This is a genomic window from Lactococcus formosensis (genome assembly GCF_037892375.1).
In the GTDB taxonomy this organism is placed as follows: domain Bacteria; phylum Bacillota; class Bacilli; order Lactobacillales; family Streptococcaceae; genus Lactococcus; species Lactococcus formosensis.
In genome coordinates this window covers 1972584-1989458 of the sequence record NZ_CP141721.1, presented here as the reverse complement: position 1 = coordinate 1989458, position 16875 = coordinate 1972584, and the positions used below count along the sequence as shown (strand labels likewise).

Here is a 16875-nt window from a genome sequence, read left to right as displayed (position 1 = left end):
AGCTATGGTACAAGAAAACAAAAAAACTTTGGATAACTCAGTTGATGCAGTAAGTGGAACTTTAACTTATGAAGATAAAGTGATTCAAAAAATCGTAGGACTTGCCTTGGAAAAAGTAGACGGATTGCTTGCAGTTGATGGTGGCTTCCTGTCTAATCTCACAGGAAAACTCGTAAATACGGACGATGTAACTTCTGGTGTAGGTGTCGAAGTCGGTAAACAACAAGTGGCGGTCGATCTTAAAATCGTAGCTGAATATAAGAAATATGTTCCAGATATTTATAAAAATATAAAAGAAGTTATTTCAAAAGAAGTTAAAGGCATGACAGACCTTGAAGTTGTAGAAGTTAACGTAGATGTTATCGATGTTAAAACGAAAGAACAACAAAAGCAAGATGAACAAAGCCTCCAAGATAAAGTAGGCGATGCTGCAAAATCAACAGGACGATTTACTTCGGAAAAAGTTGATCAAGTAAAAGACAAAGTCAGCGATGATGATGAACCACGTGTAAAATAAAAAAAATAAGGAGATTTTCTCCTTATTTTTTTTATTAAATCTCTTCCGTTAGTTGGACAATTTTGACTTGATAGACACTTGATTCATGAAGCATTTTTTGGAGAGCATTAATCATCAGAACCAACCATGTAAAGGAAATTGCAAAGGCGATAATTTCGAAAACGGTCAGAGATAGATAATGCACTTTCAGAAATAAAATTGCTGAAGTAACAAGAGCGATGAAAACAATAGCTGACATGCTGAGAAATTCCTTCGAAATTTGGGGTAAAAGATATTTACTTAATACTATCAGGATAATAATGCACAAAACAATACCATACGCAGAAGCATTGTGAAAGGTCATTGTCCATGATTGAGCGGGGAAAATACCTACACCAGCAATAAATAGTGCGATGACATAGTAAAAGGCTTGAACAATCTTGACTTTGAAATTATATAAGTCACTTTTTTGAAAATCCATAAATAAATAATCAGTAATTGTTAATAGCATCAAGGCAGAAAAAATCATCGTAAAATTAAATTGCCATTGATTTTTAGCCTCACCTGTTCCTAAAAAGCTAAAGTTGTATTGCCACCAAGCATTTTGGCCATTCATAGCCATGGAAAGAAAAATACCACCGATGAAGGTAATAAACAATAAGATAATCAGATGAGAAATTTTAACAGAGGCTGCAAAGAGAATTAAAAAGTAAAAAACAATAGCTGAAAAGAGTGCAGCTACAAAAGAAGCTGTGAAGCGATCGAGAGTTACTCCGACGAAGGTCATCCCCAAAATGTACCAAATTAATGCTTGAATCGCAAAAACAATCAAGGTATAGGCAAGGCTGATTGTGACAAGTTCTCTTATACGGCTAAGCATGCGTTTTTGAGGTGAGGTATTTTGCTTGGCGTAAACCCAGAGGAAGGTTGCAAAGCCAATAATTGTCGCACACAGCATGCTGATTCCAGCGACAGAATGATACCGCCCGCCTGTAAAATTAATCTGAGAATGGCCACTTAAAAAGAAAGTAAGTAACGAGATAATTAAACTTAATAAACTGGGAATAAGCATATAGTGTAATGAAAAATTTTGTGCATCAATTTGACCAACGTCACTTTTTAAGACAATCTGATTTTGCTCGATTGACATTTTATAGTTTTGTTGCTCAAATTTATCCGCAACTTCATCCGGGATTTCAATAATTTTTTTCATTTATCTTCTCCATTTTTTTAACTCCTATTTTTATTATTATATCAATATTTTGACGATTTAAGTTCTCCGATTCATTTAAGAAATAAAAATTTTCTGAATTGAAAGATTTGAGTTAAGTTTTTCGCTAATTTTAAAGAGAAGTGTTAAAATTAATGAAATGAAATCGGTTACCGAGTAGGATATGGAGTGGAAAAGGGGTATAAGATGTTTCAATTTCTAAAGCTGTTTTTAATCAATGCAGTAATTTTCCTTATTTTAGATAGTTTATGGTTAGTCTTTGCAAATAAAAAGTTTTATCAACCGTACATTGGCCATTTGATGGGGCAAACCAAACTTTTGCCTGCCATCATTTTTTACCTTATTTATGTGGCTGCACTTGTATTTTTTGTTTTGGTACCTGGACAAGTGAAAGAAAGCATTTCTTACGTTCTTTTAGCCGGAGCTTTTTTTGGAGCAGTATGTTACGCCACATATGATTTGACAAATCTTGCGACATTGAGCGATTGGCCATTGAAAATTACAATTGTTGATATTATTTGGGGGAGTTTTGTGACTTCCCTTAGTGCAACACTCACTTATATAATTGCTGCAAAGCTTTAGAAGGAGAAAGAAGTGGGAGAAAAAAATGAAAATTATCGCTTGTTACAGAGTTTTAGAGCTGGGGCAGAAAAAGTAATCCTTCAGAAAGAAGAGCTGAATAAAATAAATGTTTTCCCTGTGGCAGATGGAGATACAGGTAGTAATCTTGCCTCACTAATGCAAGCTATTATTGACAATGTACCGATGAAAAATTATCCTATGGATATTCTTTTAGATGAAATATCAGCAGCAGCACTTATTGGCGCTCGAGGAAATTCAGGAATCATTTTTGCCCAATATTTAAGTGCTGTGGCTGAGAACTATCAGAAAGCAGAAACGAATTTTGAAAGTTTTGTTGAAGCTTTAGAACAAGCTGTAAACAAAGCTTATAGTTCGTTAATAGATCCTAAGGAAGGGACTATTTTAACAGTAATGCGTGCCTGGTCTATTACACTGGTAAAAAATTATAGATTGAATCACTCCTTTGAAGAGGCCTTGTTAGAAGCAAAAGCAGAAGCACAAGAAGCACTAAATGCTACGCAATTTCAGATGACCTTATTACGGAAAAATAAGTTGGTAGATGCAGGGGCGAAAGGTTTTTATTATTTTATCCTTGGTTTTACAGACTTTTACTGCGGTAGAGTTTTAAAAGTTGGGGATGAAGAGGCAGATGACGGTCTAGAGATGGTTAAAGAACTTTCGGTAAACCATATCATAGCTGAAGCACCGCGTTACAGATACTGTTCCGAATTTATCATCAAAGCACCCCAAATCTCTGAACTTCAATTACGAGAAGTACTGCAAGAAAAGGGCGATTCAATGGTTACTGCAGGAAATGCTAAACAGTTAAAACTCCATATGCACACTAATGAGCCTCAAAAGGTCTTGGCAAAGCTAGAAAAATACGGACAAATTATCTACCAAAAAGTAGACGATATGCGCCTACAGTACGAAATTTCTCAACAAATGTTAGCTCCAATAGCGATTGTTACAGATTCTATAGCTGATTTATCTCAAGAATTTGTGCTTGCACATCAAGTGCATGTTTTACCTGTAAATGTCACTGTGGGAGACCAAAATTTTCTAGACAAGTTGACAATTAATGCACAACTTATCAAAGAAAAAGCAGGTGAAAATCTTAAGATGAGTACTTCACAGCCAAGCATCCAAACGATTGATGCACTTTTCTCCTTTTTGGAAGGTAAGTATGAACATGTGCTTGTTATCACGGTAGCGTCACAACTTAGTGGCACATATCAGTTGATTGAGCAACGTATCAAAGAAAAAAATTATTCGAAAAACTGGATTCATCTCATTGATTCACGATTAAACTCTGTTGCTCAAGGTTTACTTGTACAACAGGCAGCTCTACTTGCGGAGAGGAGAGTTCCTATCCGACAGCTTGTGCAAGAAATCCAGCAGCTACGTGAAAGAATATTCATCTATGTGGCAGTGGCTGATTTATCTCCGATGATACAGTCAGGAAGAATTCCTCAGTCTTTGGGAGCAATAGCTCAAAAACTCTCACTCCATCCAATAATTAGTCTAGACAAAACGGGCAATGGGAAACTCATCGGTACTTCCTTAAGTCAGAAGCAAAGTATGAAAAAAATACTCAAAAAAATCCAATCCTTAGCAAAAAGTGGACAGATTGAAGATATTGCTCTGACTCATGTCTTGGCCCAAGGTGATATAGAAGATTGGCAGAAAATATTAAAAGAAAAAACGGGCAATGATTATAAGGTGATTGAGAGTTCATCTGCCATTGCTATCTCTGCGGGAGCTGGAAGTATCGCTGTCGCTGGCATTACAAAGGAGCGGTTATGATTTATGGAATAGTTTTAGGGGTTTTACTTGTTTATTTCATTTGCTGGTTTAAAGTAGCAGACCAGAAGAAAAACTATGGATTAATCGATATAGCATGGGGCGGTGGTTTTGTTTTGACAGCGTGTTTAAGCTATTTCTTCAATACTCAAATAACCATGCAAAATAGAGCAATTTTAGTTTTGGTTGGGCTTTGGGGTGTGAGGTTATTCGTTCATTTAGCTCGACGCAATTGGAACAAACCCGAAGATTATCGCTATACCAACATGCGCCGCAGATGGGGAAGTCACGCGCCAAAACTAAAGGCTTTTTTCTCCGTCTTTATGGTTCAGTACCTTTTACTTTTTATTATTGCGCTACCAATCATGCAAAGCAATCACCGCCCGGAAAGTCAAATTTTCTGGTGGCAAATTCTTGGAGTAGTAGTTTGGCTGATAGGTTTTGTTTTTGAAGTAATAGGTGATTGGCAACTGGAACAGTTTAGGAAGAATAAAGAAAACAAAGGAAAATTACTGACCAGCGGCTTGTGGTCAGTGACGCGACATCCGAATTATTTTGGAGAAGCTGCATGTTGGTGGGGCATCTTCTTGATTGGTTTTACAGACATTTCTGATCTTTGGTTGATTGTGAGTCCACTTTTAATCACTGGTTTACTCTTGTTTGTTTCTGGAGTCCCATTACTTGAAAGGAAATACAAAGCGCGCAAAGATTTTCAAGCTTACGCGCAAGTTACCCCTAAATTTTTCCCTTTCATCGGCAAGAAAGGGCTGTAAAAAAATCCCAAGATAAATTTCTTGGGATTTTTATGTCACGCCTCAGTTAACGTTCAAGGATAAACTCAGAGTTAACAGAGGTCTGTTTATTTGCTTTTGAAACAGCCTGCTCAAAAGCCATCCGCCCGACTTGACGGCAATGGTTGTCAATGGTGGGTAATTTGAGCAATTGTCCAGCCAGCAAACGTTCTTGTCCTACAATAATCGGTTTAGGAAGTCCTTGCTCCTCAAACCAACGCCATACGTTGGCCGCAATTTCGTCGGAATTAGCAAAAATTCCGTCAAATTGTGTCAATTGTGGAGCAAAGCGATAAGCATCCTCAGATGAGATAAGGCCTGATTTGATCTGCTCTGGCCTTGCCTCAAGTTGGTAAACATCCTTGTAAGCCTGTAGAGTAGTTGAGATTGTGGGACTTTTACCTCTGGATAAGAGAAAGCCAATATTTGAACAGTGTTGCTCCTTGAGCCATTCAAAGGCTTCACGATAAGCAGGGATCCGATTTGCATAGGTTGCTGGAATCCCTGAATTTTCAGGTTTGTAGCAGAGCACGATAGGACCATATTTCTGATATTTAAGAATCGTCTCTTCAGGTACTTGACGTGAAGTGAAAATGATGGCTTCAAAGGCCTTTTTACGTAATTTTTCTAGATATTCAATTTCTAAATCCTGATTATAGTTTGAGGGGAGAATAATGATTTTATATCCTGTTTCAAAGCTTTTCTCAAGGATTCCTTCTAAAATTTTGCTGAAAAAGGGTAACTTGATATAAGGAAGTACAACACCGATATTATGTGTAGCTCCATATGCCAATTCTTGAGCAATCGCATTTGTCGCATAGTCTAATTCGGCAGCAACTTTCAAGATTTCTTCACGCGTGTGTTGAGAGGCATAGCCATTACCAGAAAGCACACGAGAAACGGTGGCTTTGGAGTATCCAGTAAGTTTGGCAATATCAGAAAGAGATGTCATAAGGTTACCTGTTCGTTGATTTCACGAATAGCTGAGAGCGCCTCAGTTACACCGTGATCTGTATTTTTAGCTACCACTATTTTAACATGGGCTTTCACTTCTTCGCTAGCATTATCTACTGCGATAGGAAGACCGGCAACCTTCAAGAGTGGAATATCGTTATTTCCATCACCAATTGCAGCAATTTCCTCAAAGTCAATTTCCTTTTCTTCCAAAATAGCTTCTGCAGCATCAGCCTTAGTTTTTTCAGCAGATGTAATCTCTAAAGTATGTGCTGTGGAACGAGTCACATGGATATCAGGAATATCCAGCTCTTTCAAAGCATGCTCAATTTGTAGCATTTCATCAGGATTGAAAGTCATCAACATAATTTTGTAGATTTCAGATTGTCCGTCAAATGCTTTAATACGTGGTTCAGCTCCAGTAAGGGCTTTTTGGAAGAAGACTCCCTTGTCCTGTTTCTTAATGTACCAATGTGCCAAGCTGTACCAGCTGAGACTTACATTTGGAAAGTTTGAAGAGAAGTAGTCCAAAAGAGCGGAAACAATATCAGCTGGTAAGGTGTGCTTTTCAATCACTTGAATCCCAAATTCATTTTGGGTAAAAGTCAGATTGCCGTTGAAAGCAATCTGTGGTGTTTTCAGCTGAAGTTTATTCAATGTAGGTCCCATCTCAATCGGGCTTCGTGCGGAAACAAGGGTAACGGGGATATCACTCAGACAGACTGACCAGCGATTTGTATCAGAAAGGCTGCCGCGTGTGTCAAGAAGTGTTCCATCCATGTCTGTAAAAATGTGTTTAATCATCGTTAAATCTCCTTTATGTTTTTTGATGCTTTCATTGTAATTTATGAAACGCGTTCCATGTCAAGCGATATGCTTTTCCGATTTGGAAGATAAATTGAGGCGAAAAACTGGAATTTCATAAATTTTCACATAATTCTGTATAAATTCTTGCAATTTAAAATATTTTTACGTATAATAAGTTTTAAATTCATAAAGGAGAAAATCACATGAGCAAAACACTTCCATTGACAGTCTATTTCTTTTGGCGCAGATAAGTTGTGTTTATGCTTGGCATAGATACAACTTTTGAGTATTCTCAAAAAGTATCTGTGCCCGTGATAAAAAGCCGGGTAATTTACCCGGCTTTTTCTTTTTGAATTTAACCGCTCTTTAGTTTTTGTTAAACCATTAAAGTTAATCTATCGTGATCCAAGCAGGGCTTTACCTTTTTTATAAAAAACTAAAGAAGCAAAAAAAATAGAAATGAGGGATTTTACTTGGAAAATTCTAATCAAGAACTGAAGTCTTCAATGAAGACGAGACATGTGATTATGCTATCACTTGGTGGCGCCATTGGAGCGGGCTTATTTGCTGGTTCCAGTAACGCCATCCAAGCCGCTGGTCCAGCGGTAATGATTGCTTATCTTTTAGCTGGCGTAATTTTATATGTCGTGATGCATGGTGTTGGCCAAATAATCATTCATCAAAAAGAGAACACTGTTGGTTTAGCAGGGCTCATCTCCCCTTATGTGGGAAAAAGATTTGCCCACTTTACAGACTGGGTTTATTGGTCCTTATGGATGGCTGTTATGGTAGCAGAATCAGCAGCCATTGCTCAATTTTTAGGAGTTTGGCTCCCCCAAATTCCATCGTGGATTTTTGTACTTATAGTAGCTATTATTACCTTGGGGTTAAACCTTTATTCAGTACGTGTCTTTGCGGAAACAGAGTATTGGCTGGCTTGGACAAAAATTATTGTCATTCTTATTTTGATTGTTGTGGGACTTTATTTAGTCGCAACTCAAGTTTTCCACCTCGGCCTCAGTGAAGGCCTTGGAAGAATGAACACTTATGGTGGATTTATGCCCAATGGTATGCAGGGAGTGTTTAATTCCATGCTTATCGTCCTATATTCTTATGGGGGATCAGAACTCATCGCCTTGACAGTTGCAGAAGTAGAAAACCCTAAGAAAGCTATACCAAGAGCGATTCGAGGAGTTATTATCCGTATTTTCTCTTTCTATGTTATTCCAATGTTTATCTTTGTAGAGCTCTACTCATGGAAGTTCTTGAGTACAACAAAAGAAAGCCCATTTGTTTTGATTTTTGAAAAACTCGGGATTCCAGGAGCAGCTTTGATTGTTAACTTTGTTATTATTTTAGCTCTTTTTTCTGTAATTAACTCAGCGATTTATGCCACATCGCGTTCGGTCTATTCACGCGCCAAAGATGCAAAGGGTCCAATCGGACAAACGCTAGGTAGACTCTCGAAGAAACAAATTCCTGTCGCAGCAATTATCTTTTGCTCAGGTATGCTCTTTATCGGAGCTATTCTTTCCTTTATTTTTGGTGATAATCTCTTTGTCTATCTTGCGGGATCTATCTCTTACACGATTCTTATTGTGTGGATGATGCTCTTGATTGCTGCAATTATTTTCTATTTTAAAACAGGACTTGGTGGTTGGTTTATCAAGACGGTTTCTATCTTCACTTTAATTGTGCTGCTTATTGTGGGCTATAACGTTGTGATTTCAAATCCATGGGGAATTTCTGTATTTGCCTTAGTTGTCTGCCTCCTTAGCTTTTTAAGCTATCGTAAAAAAGAAGAATAAATAAATGAAACACTAAACTGTCAAGTATTTTTCTTGACAGTATTTTTTTGTTTTGATAAACTATTCTTAACAATAAAAGCGAGGTAAGGTCTATTGAAATTATAAGTCATGAAAATTGAAAAAATGTTAAAGGCGATTCTGAAAGAAAGTTCGCAGATGTTTTTTCGCATTCATGATTTATAGAAATAGACTTTCAAAAATAAAGCCCTTTTTAGGCTCATTTTGAACTCTTTTTCTCTATTTTTGTGGATGCGAAGATAGAGAAAAGGAGTTTTTATTTTGAATAAAAAACAGAAAGAGATGCAAGCTCGATTAGATAAAATCAGAGCGGTGCAGAAGAAAATGCCTGTTCAGACAGGACAAAAAATACAGGCCAAAGGACTTAAACACGCAACAAAGCCACATACAACTTCACAACATTATACGATAGGTTTTAATTAGAAATTAAGAACAGGGTAACATAACAAAAGCCCATGAGCTTTTTTAGTAAAGGAGAAGAATGTCGAATATTAAAATAAATAATTTAACATTTGGTTATACCGATCAGCTTATTTTTGACAATGTAAATATCAATATTGATGATCAATGGAAGCTGGGATTGGTTGGCCGTAACGGGAGAGGGAAAACTACACTTTTAAAAATCCTTCTTGGAGAAGTGGATGTACATCTTGAAATTAAAACCAATAAGAGCTTTGTGTATTTTCCTCAGACGATTAATGATAAAGACCAGTTGACCTTATTTGTCTTGCAAGAGTTAGCTGACTTTGAGCAGTGGGAACTTGAGCGTGAATTGACACTAATGGGCGTAGATTTAGATACTTTATGGCGTCCTTTCAATAGTCTTTCTGGTGGAGAGCAAACAAAGACACTCTTAGCACTTTTATTCTTGGATGAGCATAATTATCCGCTCATCGATGAGCCAACCAATCATCTTGATAAAGCTTCACGTGAGAAAGTTGCAGCCTACTTGTCAGAAAAAAAGGGATATATTTTAATCTCACATGACCGTAATTTTCTCAATAAGACGACAGATCATACACTTGCGATAGAGCGTGCGGACTTACAAGTATATGCAGGTAATTTTGCTATCTACGAGGAGGAAAAAAGATTGCGAGATCTCACGGAAAAGGCACAAGATGATAAACTCAGGAAAGAAATCGGTAGATTGAAGCAAACGGCGCGTGAAAAAGAAGCGTGGTCGCGTAACTTAGAAGCAACAAAATCCCGCAAGAAACGAGGTTTTGATTCGGAAACAAAACGTGTTGATAAAGGTTTTATTGGACGAAAAGCAGCAAATATGATGCAAAAGTCTAAAAATCTCGAAAAGCGCATGAAAGAGGATATCGCTGACAAGGAACTACTTCTAAAAAATTGGGAAGAAGTACCTGGATTGGAAATGAGTGTCTTAGAGAGTCATCAAAAACGCTTACTGACAGTGGAAAATTTAGCGGCTGGATTTGAAGACTTTCTTTTTGAACCTGTGTCTTTTACACTTGAACAAGGTCAGGTGCTTGCACTAACAGGAGAAAATGGTAGAGGAAAATCTTCTCTAATGAAAGTCCTCACAGGTGAATTTACTGGCCGTTATGTTGGAACATTTGAGTTGGCCCATAACTTGGTCATTTCCGAAGTAAGACAACTTGCAGATAATAGAGGGTTTCTGAACGAGTTTGCCAAAAAAGAAAACTTAGAATTAGAACTTTTTCTCAACAATTTGCGCAAATTAGGCGTAGAGCGCAAAGTTTTTGAGCAAAAAATCGAAAATATGAGTCAGGGACAGCAGCGTAAAGTCGAACTGGCCCGCGCCTTGAGTCAGCCGGCGCATATTTATCTCTGGGATGAACCGCTCAACTATCTTGATGTTTTTAATCAAGAGCAAATCATTCAAATGATAAAGAGGAGCAAGCCCAGTATGCTTGTCATTGAGCACGATCAGTATTTTGTTGATCAAGTAGCAGACGCCCAAATCGAACTCATAAAAAGCAGCGTTTAACACACTGCTTTTTTTATTGAGAAAATTCAGCGATTTCTTGACATGTTCCTTTTATTCATGTATACTAAAGGAGTCGAAAGAATGAAAGCGTTTTACGTGAGCGTTATTTTGAAGACACAGCTCTTTATCCAAAGAGCAATCTTTCCTATAAAATGTTTACAAAAGTAAGGACGTCCGTTGGTGAAGCGGGCGTTTTTACTTTAGAGTAAAAAATTAGATTTTTATATCGTTCCAAGGAAATAACTTACCAAAGGTACAAACTCACTTCTAGACTGATGAGTAACAATAGTTGTCGGCAAAGTATTTCGTTTTTAATATTGGAAATCTTATTGTAAAATAAAAGTAGAATTAATGAAATGGAGAAAAAGATGTCTAAGGTCGGAAAGATACTGATTTCACTGTCAGGCGTACTACTAGTTACAATTTTAGTAATGACTGCAGTGGTTTTTACACAAAATCGTGAATCAATGAAAAAACTTACAGCAATCGAGGAAAAATGGGAAGAACAAGGCCAAGGCGGCATTGGAACATATACTTTTTTAGTTTACTATGCACCATCACCTGAAGAAGTTGAAAGTATGAAGACTAATTTTGAGACCAACCCTGATACTTTGCGAGTTTTTGTCGAAGCAAGCAGCCGCATTGAAGCCAAACAAGAAGCTATGAATCGCCAGCATATTGATGAGGCTCAAATTTTGCATATCGTCAATCCAGATGGTACAAGTAAGGATGGGTGGTGGCCACCAGTGCGTAATATGAATTAACTTTTGGAGAACAACTCAAATTGAGGTGTTCTTTTTTGATATTTCATTTCATCTAAATGTAAACATTAGAAAATATATTGTTACATTTCGCGCATTATGTTAGGGAAATAATTCTTATTTTAATATAATTAGTATTAAGTTAAAATAAGTAGACGTTTTATGAAACTTGTAATTATTGGGGGTTCTCATGCTGGTATTGCTTGTGCCAAGCGTGCGCGGGAAGAGTATCCAGAGTCTGAAATAATAATTTACGAAAGAAAAGCGGAAGTGAGTTTCATTTCCCAAAGCATTCCGCAATTTTTGATGGGGAAAAATAATCTGGCGAGCCAATCGACTTACACCTCTACTAGAGAGCTTGAAGATTTGGGGATCCATGTCAAAACGCGGACAACTATTGAAGATATTAATACAACAACTAAGCAGTTGACTTACACTGAAAAAGACGATGAAATCCCACTCACAGATCATTTTGACAAATTAGTCCTAGCAACTGGGTCATACCCTGTCATTCCCCCAATTCGTGGTGTGATCAATGACAACGTATATTTTGTTAAAAACAAACAAGATGCTTTTGCTCTTCGCAAATTTATGGATAAGAAAAAAGTTGTTGCGGTCATGGGAGGCGGCATGATTGGTGTTGAGCTTGCTCGTATTTTCCGAAAAAAAGGTATGGAAGTTTATATCGTCCAAGCTGGAAATCGCATCCTGAATAAGTATGTTGATGAAGAAGTTGGTGAAGAAATACAGAGCTTACTTGAAAAGGAAGGGATCAAAGTGCAAACTTCATCTTTGGTTATCGACATCAAAGAGATTTCATCATCAAAACTCAGTAAAAAAGGCCAAACTATAGCTGTTTACACAGAACATAAACAAATAAATGTCGATGTTGTTGTTGTAGCCATAGGTTTCCGACCAAATTCGACTTTATTAATGGATCAGGTCCTCATTGGCGATAGGGGTGCAATCGAGGTTGATGAATACATGCGTACCAGTGCAGATGACATTTTTGCAGTGGGAGACTGTGCCACCACAACTATGAAGCAAGTGGAGCACAAAATCTATCTCCCCCATGCCTCAGATGCTTTCCGTGAAGGAGCCGTCGCTGCTATTAATCTTATGGAGCCTAAACGGATGATTACGCCGTCTCAAGGCACTTATTCTATGAATTTAGAAGAATATAGCATCTGTGTCTCAGGTCTAAGTAAAGAAACCGCTCGAAAAGAAGGCTACGAAGCTGAGCTGGTTTATCTAGAAAATCACTTTATCAACTCTGATGACTATGTCAAGGTATGGCTTACCTATGACAAAGGAAATCACAAGATTTTAGGTCTTCAAGCAATGGGCACCGTCTCTAATCTCTCAAGCTATGCCAATATTGTCTCAGTTGCTATCCAACAAGATATGACGATTGAAGATATGGAATTTGCAGATCTCTACTTTGAGCATGGGTTCCAAAATCCCGATAACTTTCTAAAAATTGCAGCACAAAAAGTAAGAGAGCAGCTTCACCAAAAGCAAGAGGGGAGAAATCCAGATGTTAAATAAGCGATCATCAACTGCGCTTGTTCAGCTTGATAATTTACTTCAAGCACTTGAGCGCCTAGACAGTTTACGCATTCAGCGCACACAACTGAAAAAGGCCATGAAGCGTGAAATTAACGCTACTCGTAATCGTTATGCTTTTATCACAGGTTCAATTGCGGGGATATTTATTGCGGTCGCATTTTTCATCGTTGCTGGTGAATATATGCTTCAGCGGATGGACTTTGAATTTTTGATTCTTTTTGACGTTTTCTACTTTGTTTTTTCTAGCATGATTTCTATGGTGATTTTTCTACTTTTATGGGAGAAAGGGGTACTCAAGCGCTTTTCCAGCCCTACAGTAGCGAGGATTAATAGTGAGACTCAAACAGAGCGTGAGCGCCTTCTAAAAGAAACTAGAGAAATCTTAGATTCGGAAACAGTATCTCAAACAAATATTTCAGTGAATTACTTAACGCCTAAAGCTATCGAAATTTTTCAGAGCTATATTCAAACTGGTCAATGTGATACTGTGCGCGAGGCAGCCCATATTTTTGAAATTGATTTAAAAAATAGTAGAAACCGCTATGCGAAGTTCTTCCAAAATTATGAATCTTTAGTTTCACAAGAACGGAATTATATTGAAGGGAAGGGCGGAAACTAGATGGTTGGTTGGTTTAATCTTAGCAGTATTGTTGATGTAATGCTCTTCATTTTTATTTTTTATCCGATTGTTGGTGGGATATTCTGGATTATTGGTGGTACTTACTATCATTTCCGGACTAAAAATCGTCTTCCCAAGTTTCCAGAAGGTACTAAAGAGCCTTTCATCACCATCATGGTCCCTTGTCACAATGAGGAAGTTGTTATTGAGCGTACGCTACATTACTTGGACACACAGATCAATTACAAAAATTATGAAATTATTGCAATATCTGATGGTTCAACAGATAATACAAATACTATCTTGCGAAACTGGCAAGAGACGAAGCCCGACTCACATTTAAGAGTAATTGAAGTACAGAAGAATAAAGGAAAAGCACATGGACTTACGCAAGCAGCGCTTCATTCTAAAGGAGACTTTCTCCTCTGTATCGATGCAGACTCTTTCGTGACTGGAGATGCACTTAAACATATGGTGGCTTGGTTCATGAAAGATTCTATTTTTTCTCCAAAAGAACTGGTTGCTGCAGTCACAGGAAATCCTATGCCACGTAATTTGACTTCTTTGTTGGCGAAATTACAATATGTGGAATATCATTCGATTATCGGAATGACCAAGCGTGCACAATCAATGATTGGACGAATTTTCACAGTTTCAGGGGTCTGTGTCATGTATCGGCGGGAAGCTTTGATAGACATAGGGCTTTTTGATCAATCCAAAATCACCGAAGATATCGCTGTCAGCTGGGCATTGCAGCTTAAGGGTTGGCGGATCCAATATGCACCGAATGCCCGTTGTTATATGGAAGTTCCTGAAAAAATTAGTGTCCTTTATAAACAGCGGAGGCGTTGGGCACAAGGTGGCCTTGAAGTTTTTATGTCTCACGCTCTGGATGTGCTTTTACATCCTGTGAAAACTTTTCCATTCATCTTTTTGCTTATGGACCAATTTTTATCAATCATGTGGGCCATTTTCTGGTTTATCTCGTCACTCTTCGTCATCTACTGGCTCTTTTTCTGGGTGGCACTTGGGGATGGTTTTCAGATTAGGCGTTTTATGATTAGTGCCTTGATTTTCATCATGTATGAATTTATTGTTGGTGTGACACAGTTGTTAACTTCAATTTGGTTCAATGATAGTGATAAGGCTGCCATGAAGTATTCCCTTTTCGCAGGCTGGTACACATGGATTTATTGGCTCATTTCACCATTCACCTTGCTCGCGGCTTTACCAAGAGCGATTAAAGCACAAATAACAGGAGGAGGAGGAACATGGGTATCCCCAGAGAGACAGAAAACAGGAGATTGAATGAAGAACCGCGGGGAAATTCAGAACGTCCGCGCATCCTGTCACGTAAGGAAATCGAGAATGAAGTGGTTTACGATGCATTCTTTAATCCAAAAGCAGCACCAGATTCGAAGTTGATAACAACCCGGTTGCTTAATGTTTGCGGGATAATCATTGTCTGGTTAGTAACCTTTGTACCTGGGATAGTTACTTTATGGCAAGTCCTTTTGACTGAAGAGATATTAAAAACAGAGGAGCCCTTCTTTTATTTGGAGTCCACAACACGACTTTTCTATACCTTCACGCAATCAATCCTTATGACCCTACTTGTAGTGTCGATTATTATCACTTTGCTTGCGTTCAACCGTAAATGGTTTAGAACTAAGGGGTATTTTTCTGATAAATTCCAGGACAAACGAAAGAACGCTTTGGAACAAATTGAGATCAAAGCTGATATTTTGGAGTTCCATTTCTCAAGCAAATTAGGTGAGGAAGCAGTACGCCGAAATATCAAGTGGGTCGTTATTTTACCTGAAGAAAATATTGATACCGACGAGATTGAGCTACTTTATGATGATTATATTAAGAAACCTTGAAGTATATTCAAGGTTTTCTAAAAGTATTCTTATCTAAAATGAAAGCGAAACAGTCCTTAATTTGCTATAATTAGATAAGAATACTTTTAGAAAAAGGAGTTTTATTTTGGGGATTCTTGCCATTGTTGAACTATCTATTTTTGTCCTAAACTTCTTTTTATCATTGACCATCATTTTTCGGGAGCGAAAAAGCACCTCAACAACATGGGCTTGGCTCTTTGTGGTTAACCTGCTACCGGTCTTTGGCTTTATTTTATATATCTTGGTTGGTCGTGGCATTGCACACTATCGAATTTTTAAAGTGCAGCGTGCCTTTCGTGTGGGATTTGAGGAACAATTGAAACGTACTTGGAGAGTATATAATGAAGAGGGCTTCATAAAAAAAATAACGCGGAATCATGGTATTACACAGCTGATTCATATGCTTTTTGTTGAAGAAAAAGCCGTTATTTCAGCAAACACAGGAGTAAAAATCTTCACAGATGGTCGTGCAAAGTTTGATGCGCTGCTTGACGATATTCATAATGCCCAACACCATATCCATTTAGAGTATTACATCTTTCGGATGGATCATCTCGGAAGGGAGCTTACCGATGCTCTTACTGCAGCTGTAAAACGTGGTGTTGAAGTGAAAGTTCTCATTGATGCTTGGGGAAGTAATAAAACGAAAATGCATGAGTTTGATGAGTTGACGAAAGCTGGGGGAGAGGTGTCCTATTTCTTTCCGCTGATTTTATCCCTCATCAATCCCCGAACAAATTATCGTCTACATCGTAAGATCGTGGTTATCGATGGTCAAATTGGTTACACAGGTGGTTTCAATGTGGGAGACGAATACGCAACAGAAACGGCTAAATTTGGTTATTGGAGAGATACGCATCTCCGTTTAACAGGAGATGTTGTGTATTCTTTACAGAATCGCTTCATTATGGATTGGAACAGTCAACATAAGTTTGAAATATCGGAAGCAGAAGAGTACTTCCCAGTAGCCTTAGAAGAAGACCGCATCATCACACAGTTTGTGACCTCTGGTCCAGATGAAGTTAAAGCACAAATCAAAATGACCTATATGAAAATGATAAACAGTGCAGAACGTGAAATCATTATTCAAACACCTTATTATGTTCCAGATGATGCTTTACATGAATCTTTGAAATTGGCGCTTTTATCTGGTGTAGAAGTTCGGCTTATGATTCCTAACAAGCCAGATCATCCGCTGGTTTATTGGGCAACCTATTATTATGCGGCAGACTTGCTTAAGATGGGGGCAAAGGTTTATACTTATGAGAAAGGGTTTGTGCATTCTAAAACGCTCATCATTGATGGAGAGTATGCATCTGTAGGATCAGCAAACTTCGACAATCGAAGTCTCCAACTTTGCTTTGAGGGAAATATGGTCCTTTACGATTATGATATTTCGCAAAAATTACGCGAAGATTTTAAGAAAGACCTTGAAGTCAGTAAACGATTGACTATGGAAATATACGAAGAGCGTAGCACCAGTATTCGCTTCAAAGAAGGGCTTGCAAGACTCATTAGTCCAATGCTTTGAACAAAATAATCCTATTTGTACTTTAT

Annotated in this window: 16 protein-coding genes; 13 read left to right on the top strand and 3 right to left on the bottom strand. The window is 37.8% G+C overall.

Annotated features, from left to right (window positions below; genetic code table 11):
* Positions 1 to 4: 4 nt before the first annotated feature.
* Positions 5 to 517 carry an Asp23/Gls24 family envelope stress response protein gene (locus VNN39_RS09585; protein ID WP_017369748.1) on the top strand — a complete coding sequence of 171 codons (513 nt, stop codon included), beginning with the start codon at positions 5 to 7 and terminating at the stop codon, positions 515 to 517.
* Positions 518 to 551: 34 nt separating this feature from the next.
* Here the strand turns inward: VNN39_RS09585 and VNN39_RS09580 are convergent, their stop codons facing one another.
* On the bottom strand, positions 552 to 1709 hold the full coding sequence (locus VNN39_RS09580; protein WP_338997624.1) for a DUF998 domain-containing protein: 1158 nt from the start codon (positions 1707 to 1709) through the stop codon (positions 552 to 554).
* Positions 1710 to 1913: 204 nt separating this feature from the next.
* Between VNN39_RS09580 and VNN39_RS09575 the strand changes: the two genes are divergently transcribed.
* Genes VNN39_RS09575 through VNN39_RS09565 form a run of 3 tightly spaced genes read left to right on the top strand, consistent with a single transcriptional unit; the run spans position 1914 to position 4885 of the window.
* Positions 1914 to 2309, top strand: coding sequence for a DUF2177 family protein (locus VNN39_RS09575; protein ID WP_338997623.1), 396 nt, complete (start codon positions 1914 to 1916; stop codon positions 2307 to 2309).
* 12 nt (positions 2310 to 2321) lie between these two features.
* Positions 2322 to 4115 carry a DAK2 domain-containing protein gene (locus VNN39_RS09570; RefSeq protein WP_338997622.1) on the top strand — a complete coding sequence of 598 codons (1794 nt, stop codon included), beginning with the start codon at positions 2322 to 2324 and terminating at the stop codon, positions 4113 to 4115.
* Positions 4112 to 4885, top strand: coding sequence for a DUF1295 domain-containing protein (locus VNN39_RS09565; RefSeq protein WP_270231957.1), 774 nt, complete (start codon positions 4112 to 4114; stop codon positions 4883 to 4885). Before VNN39_RS09570 ends, VNN39_RS09565 begins: the two co-directional genes overlap by 4 nt.
* A gap of 46 nt (positions 4886 to 4931) precedes the next feature.
* Here VNN39_RS09565 and VNN39_RS09560 read toward each other — a convergent pair whose 3' ends face one another.
* Entirely contained in the window at positions 4932 to 5855 is a 924-nt protein-coding gene (locus VNN39_RS09560; RefSeq protein ID WP_338997621.1) for a LacI family DNA-binding transcriptional regulator, read from the bottom strand.
* Entirely contained in the window at positions 5852 to 6661 is an 810-nt protein-coding gene (locus tag VNN39_RS09555) for a Cof-type HAD-IIB family hydrolase (RefSeq protein WP_270231954.1), read from the bottom strand. The genes VNN39_RS09560 and VNN39_RS09555 overlap by 4 nt, the downstream gene beginning before the upstream one ends.
* A 476-nt stretch (positions 6662 to 7137) precedes the next feature.
* Between VNN39_RS09555 and VNN39_RS09550 the strand changes: the two genes are divergently transcribed.
* The 9 genes from VNN39_RS09550 to cls all read left to right on the top strand — a co-directional run bounded on the left by VNN39_RS09550 (position 7138) and on the right by cls (position 16849).
* A complete protein-coding gene (locus VNN39_RS09550; RefSeq protein ID WP_338997620.1) occupies positions 7138 to 8472 on the top strand; it encodes an amino acid permease in 1335 nt (444 codons plus the stop codon).
* 279 nt (positions 8473 to 8751) lie between these two features.
* On the top strand, positions 8752 to 8913 hold the full coding sequence (locus VNN39_RS09545) for a hypothetical protein (protein WP_165711999.1): 162 nt from the start codon (positions 8752 to 8754) through the stop codon (positions 8911 to 8913).
* A 58-nt stretch (positions 8914 to 8971) separates the two neighbouring features.
* Positions 8972 to 10465, top strand: coding sequence for an ABC-F type ribosomal protection protein Lsa(D) (lsa(D), locus tag VNN39_RS09540; RefSeq protein WP_165713684.1), 1494 nt, complete (start codon positions 8972 to 8974; stop codon positions 10463 to 10465).
* A 368-nt stretch (positions 10466 to 10833) separates the two neighbouring features.
* Entirely contained in the window at positions 10834 to 11229 is a 396-nt protein-coding gene (locus VNN39_RS09535; protein ID WP_017369738.1) for a hypothetical protein, read from the top strand.
* 159 nt (positions 11230 to 11388) lie between these two features.
* Positions 11389 to 12774: an NAD(P)/FAD-dependent oxidoreductase gene (locus tag VNN39_RS09530; RefSeq protein WP_338997619.1), complete on the top strand. Its 1386-nt coding sequence runs from the start codon at positions 11389 to 11391 to the stop codon at positions 12772 to 12774.
* Positions 12764 to 13414, top strand: a complete 651-nt coding sequence (locus VNN39_RS09525) for a hypothetical protein (RefSeq protein ID WP_165714456.1) — start codon at positions 12764 to 12766, stop codon at positions 13412 to 13414. Before VNN39_RS09530 ends, VNN39_RS09525 begins: the two co-directional genes overlap by 11 nt.
* On the top strand, positions 13415 to 14722 hold the full coding sequence (locus VNN39_RS09520; protein WP_165713681.1) for a glycosyltransferase: 1308 nt from the start codon (positions 13415 to 13417) through the stop codon (positions 14720 to 14722).
* A complete protein-coding gene (locus tag VNN39_RS09515; protein WP_165714458.1) occupies positions 14686 to 15297 on the top strand; it encodes a hypothetical protein in 612 nt (203 codons plus the stop codon). The genes VNN39_RS09520 and VNN39_RS09515 overlap by 37 nt, the downstream gene beginning before the upstream one ends.
* A 106-nt stretch (positions 15298 to 15403) precedes the next feature.
* Positions 15404 to 16849, top strand: a complete 1446-nt coding sequence (gene cls, locus VNN39_RS09510; protein WP_165711992.1) for a cardiolipin synthase — start codon at positions 15404 to 15406, stop codon at positions 16847 to 16849.
* The last annotated feature ends 26 nt before the right edge of the window (positions 16850 to 16875 follow it).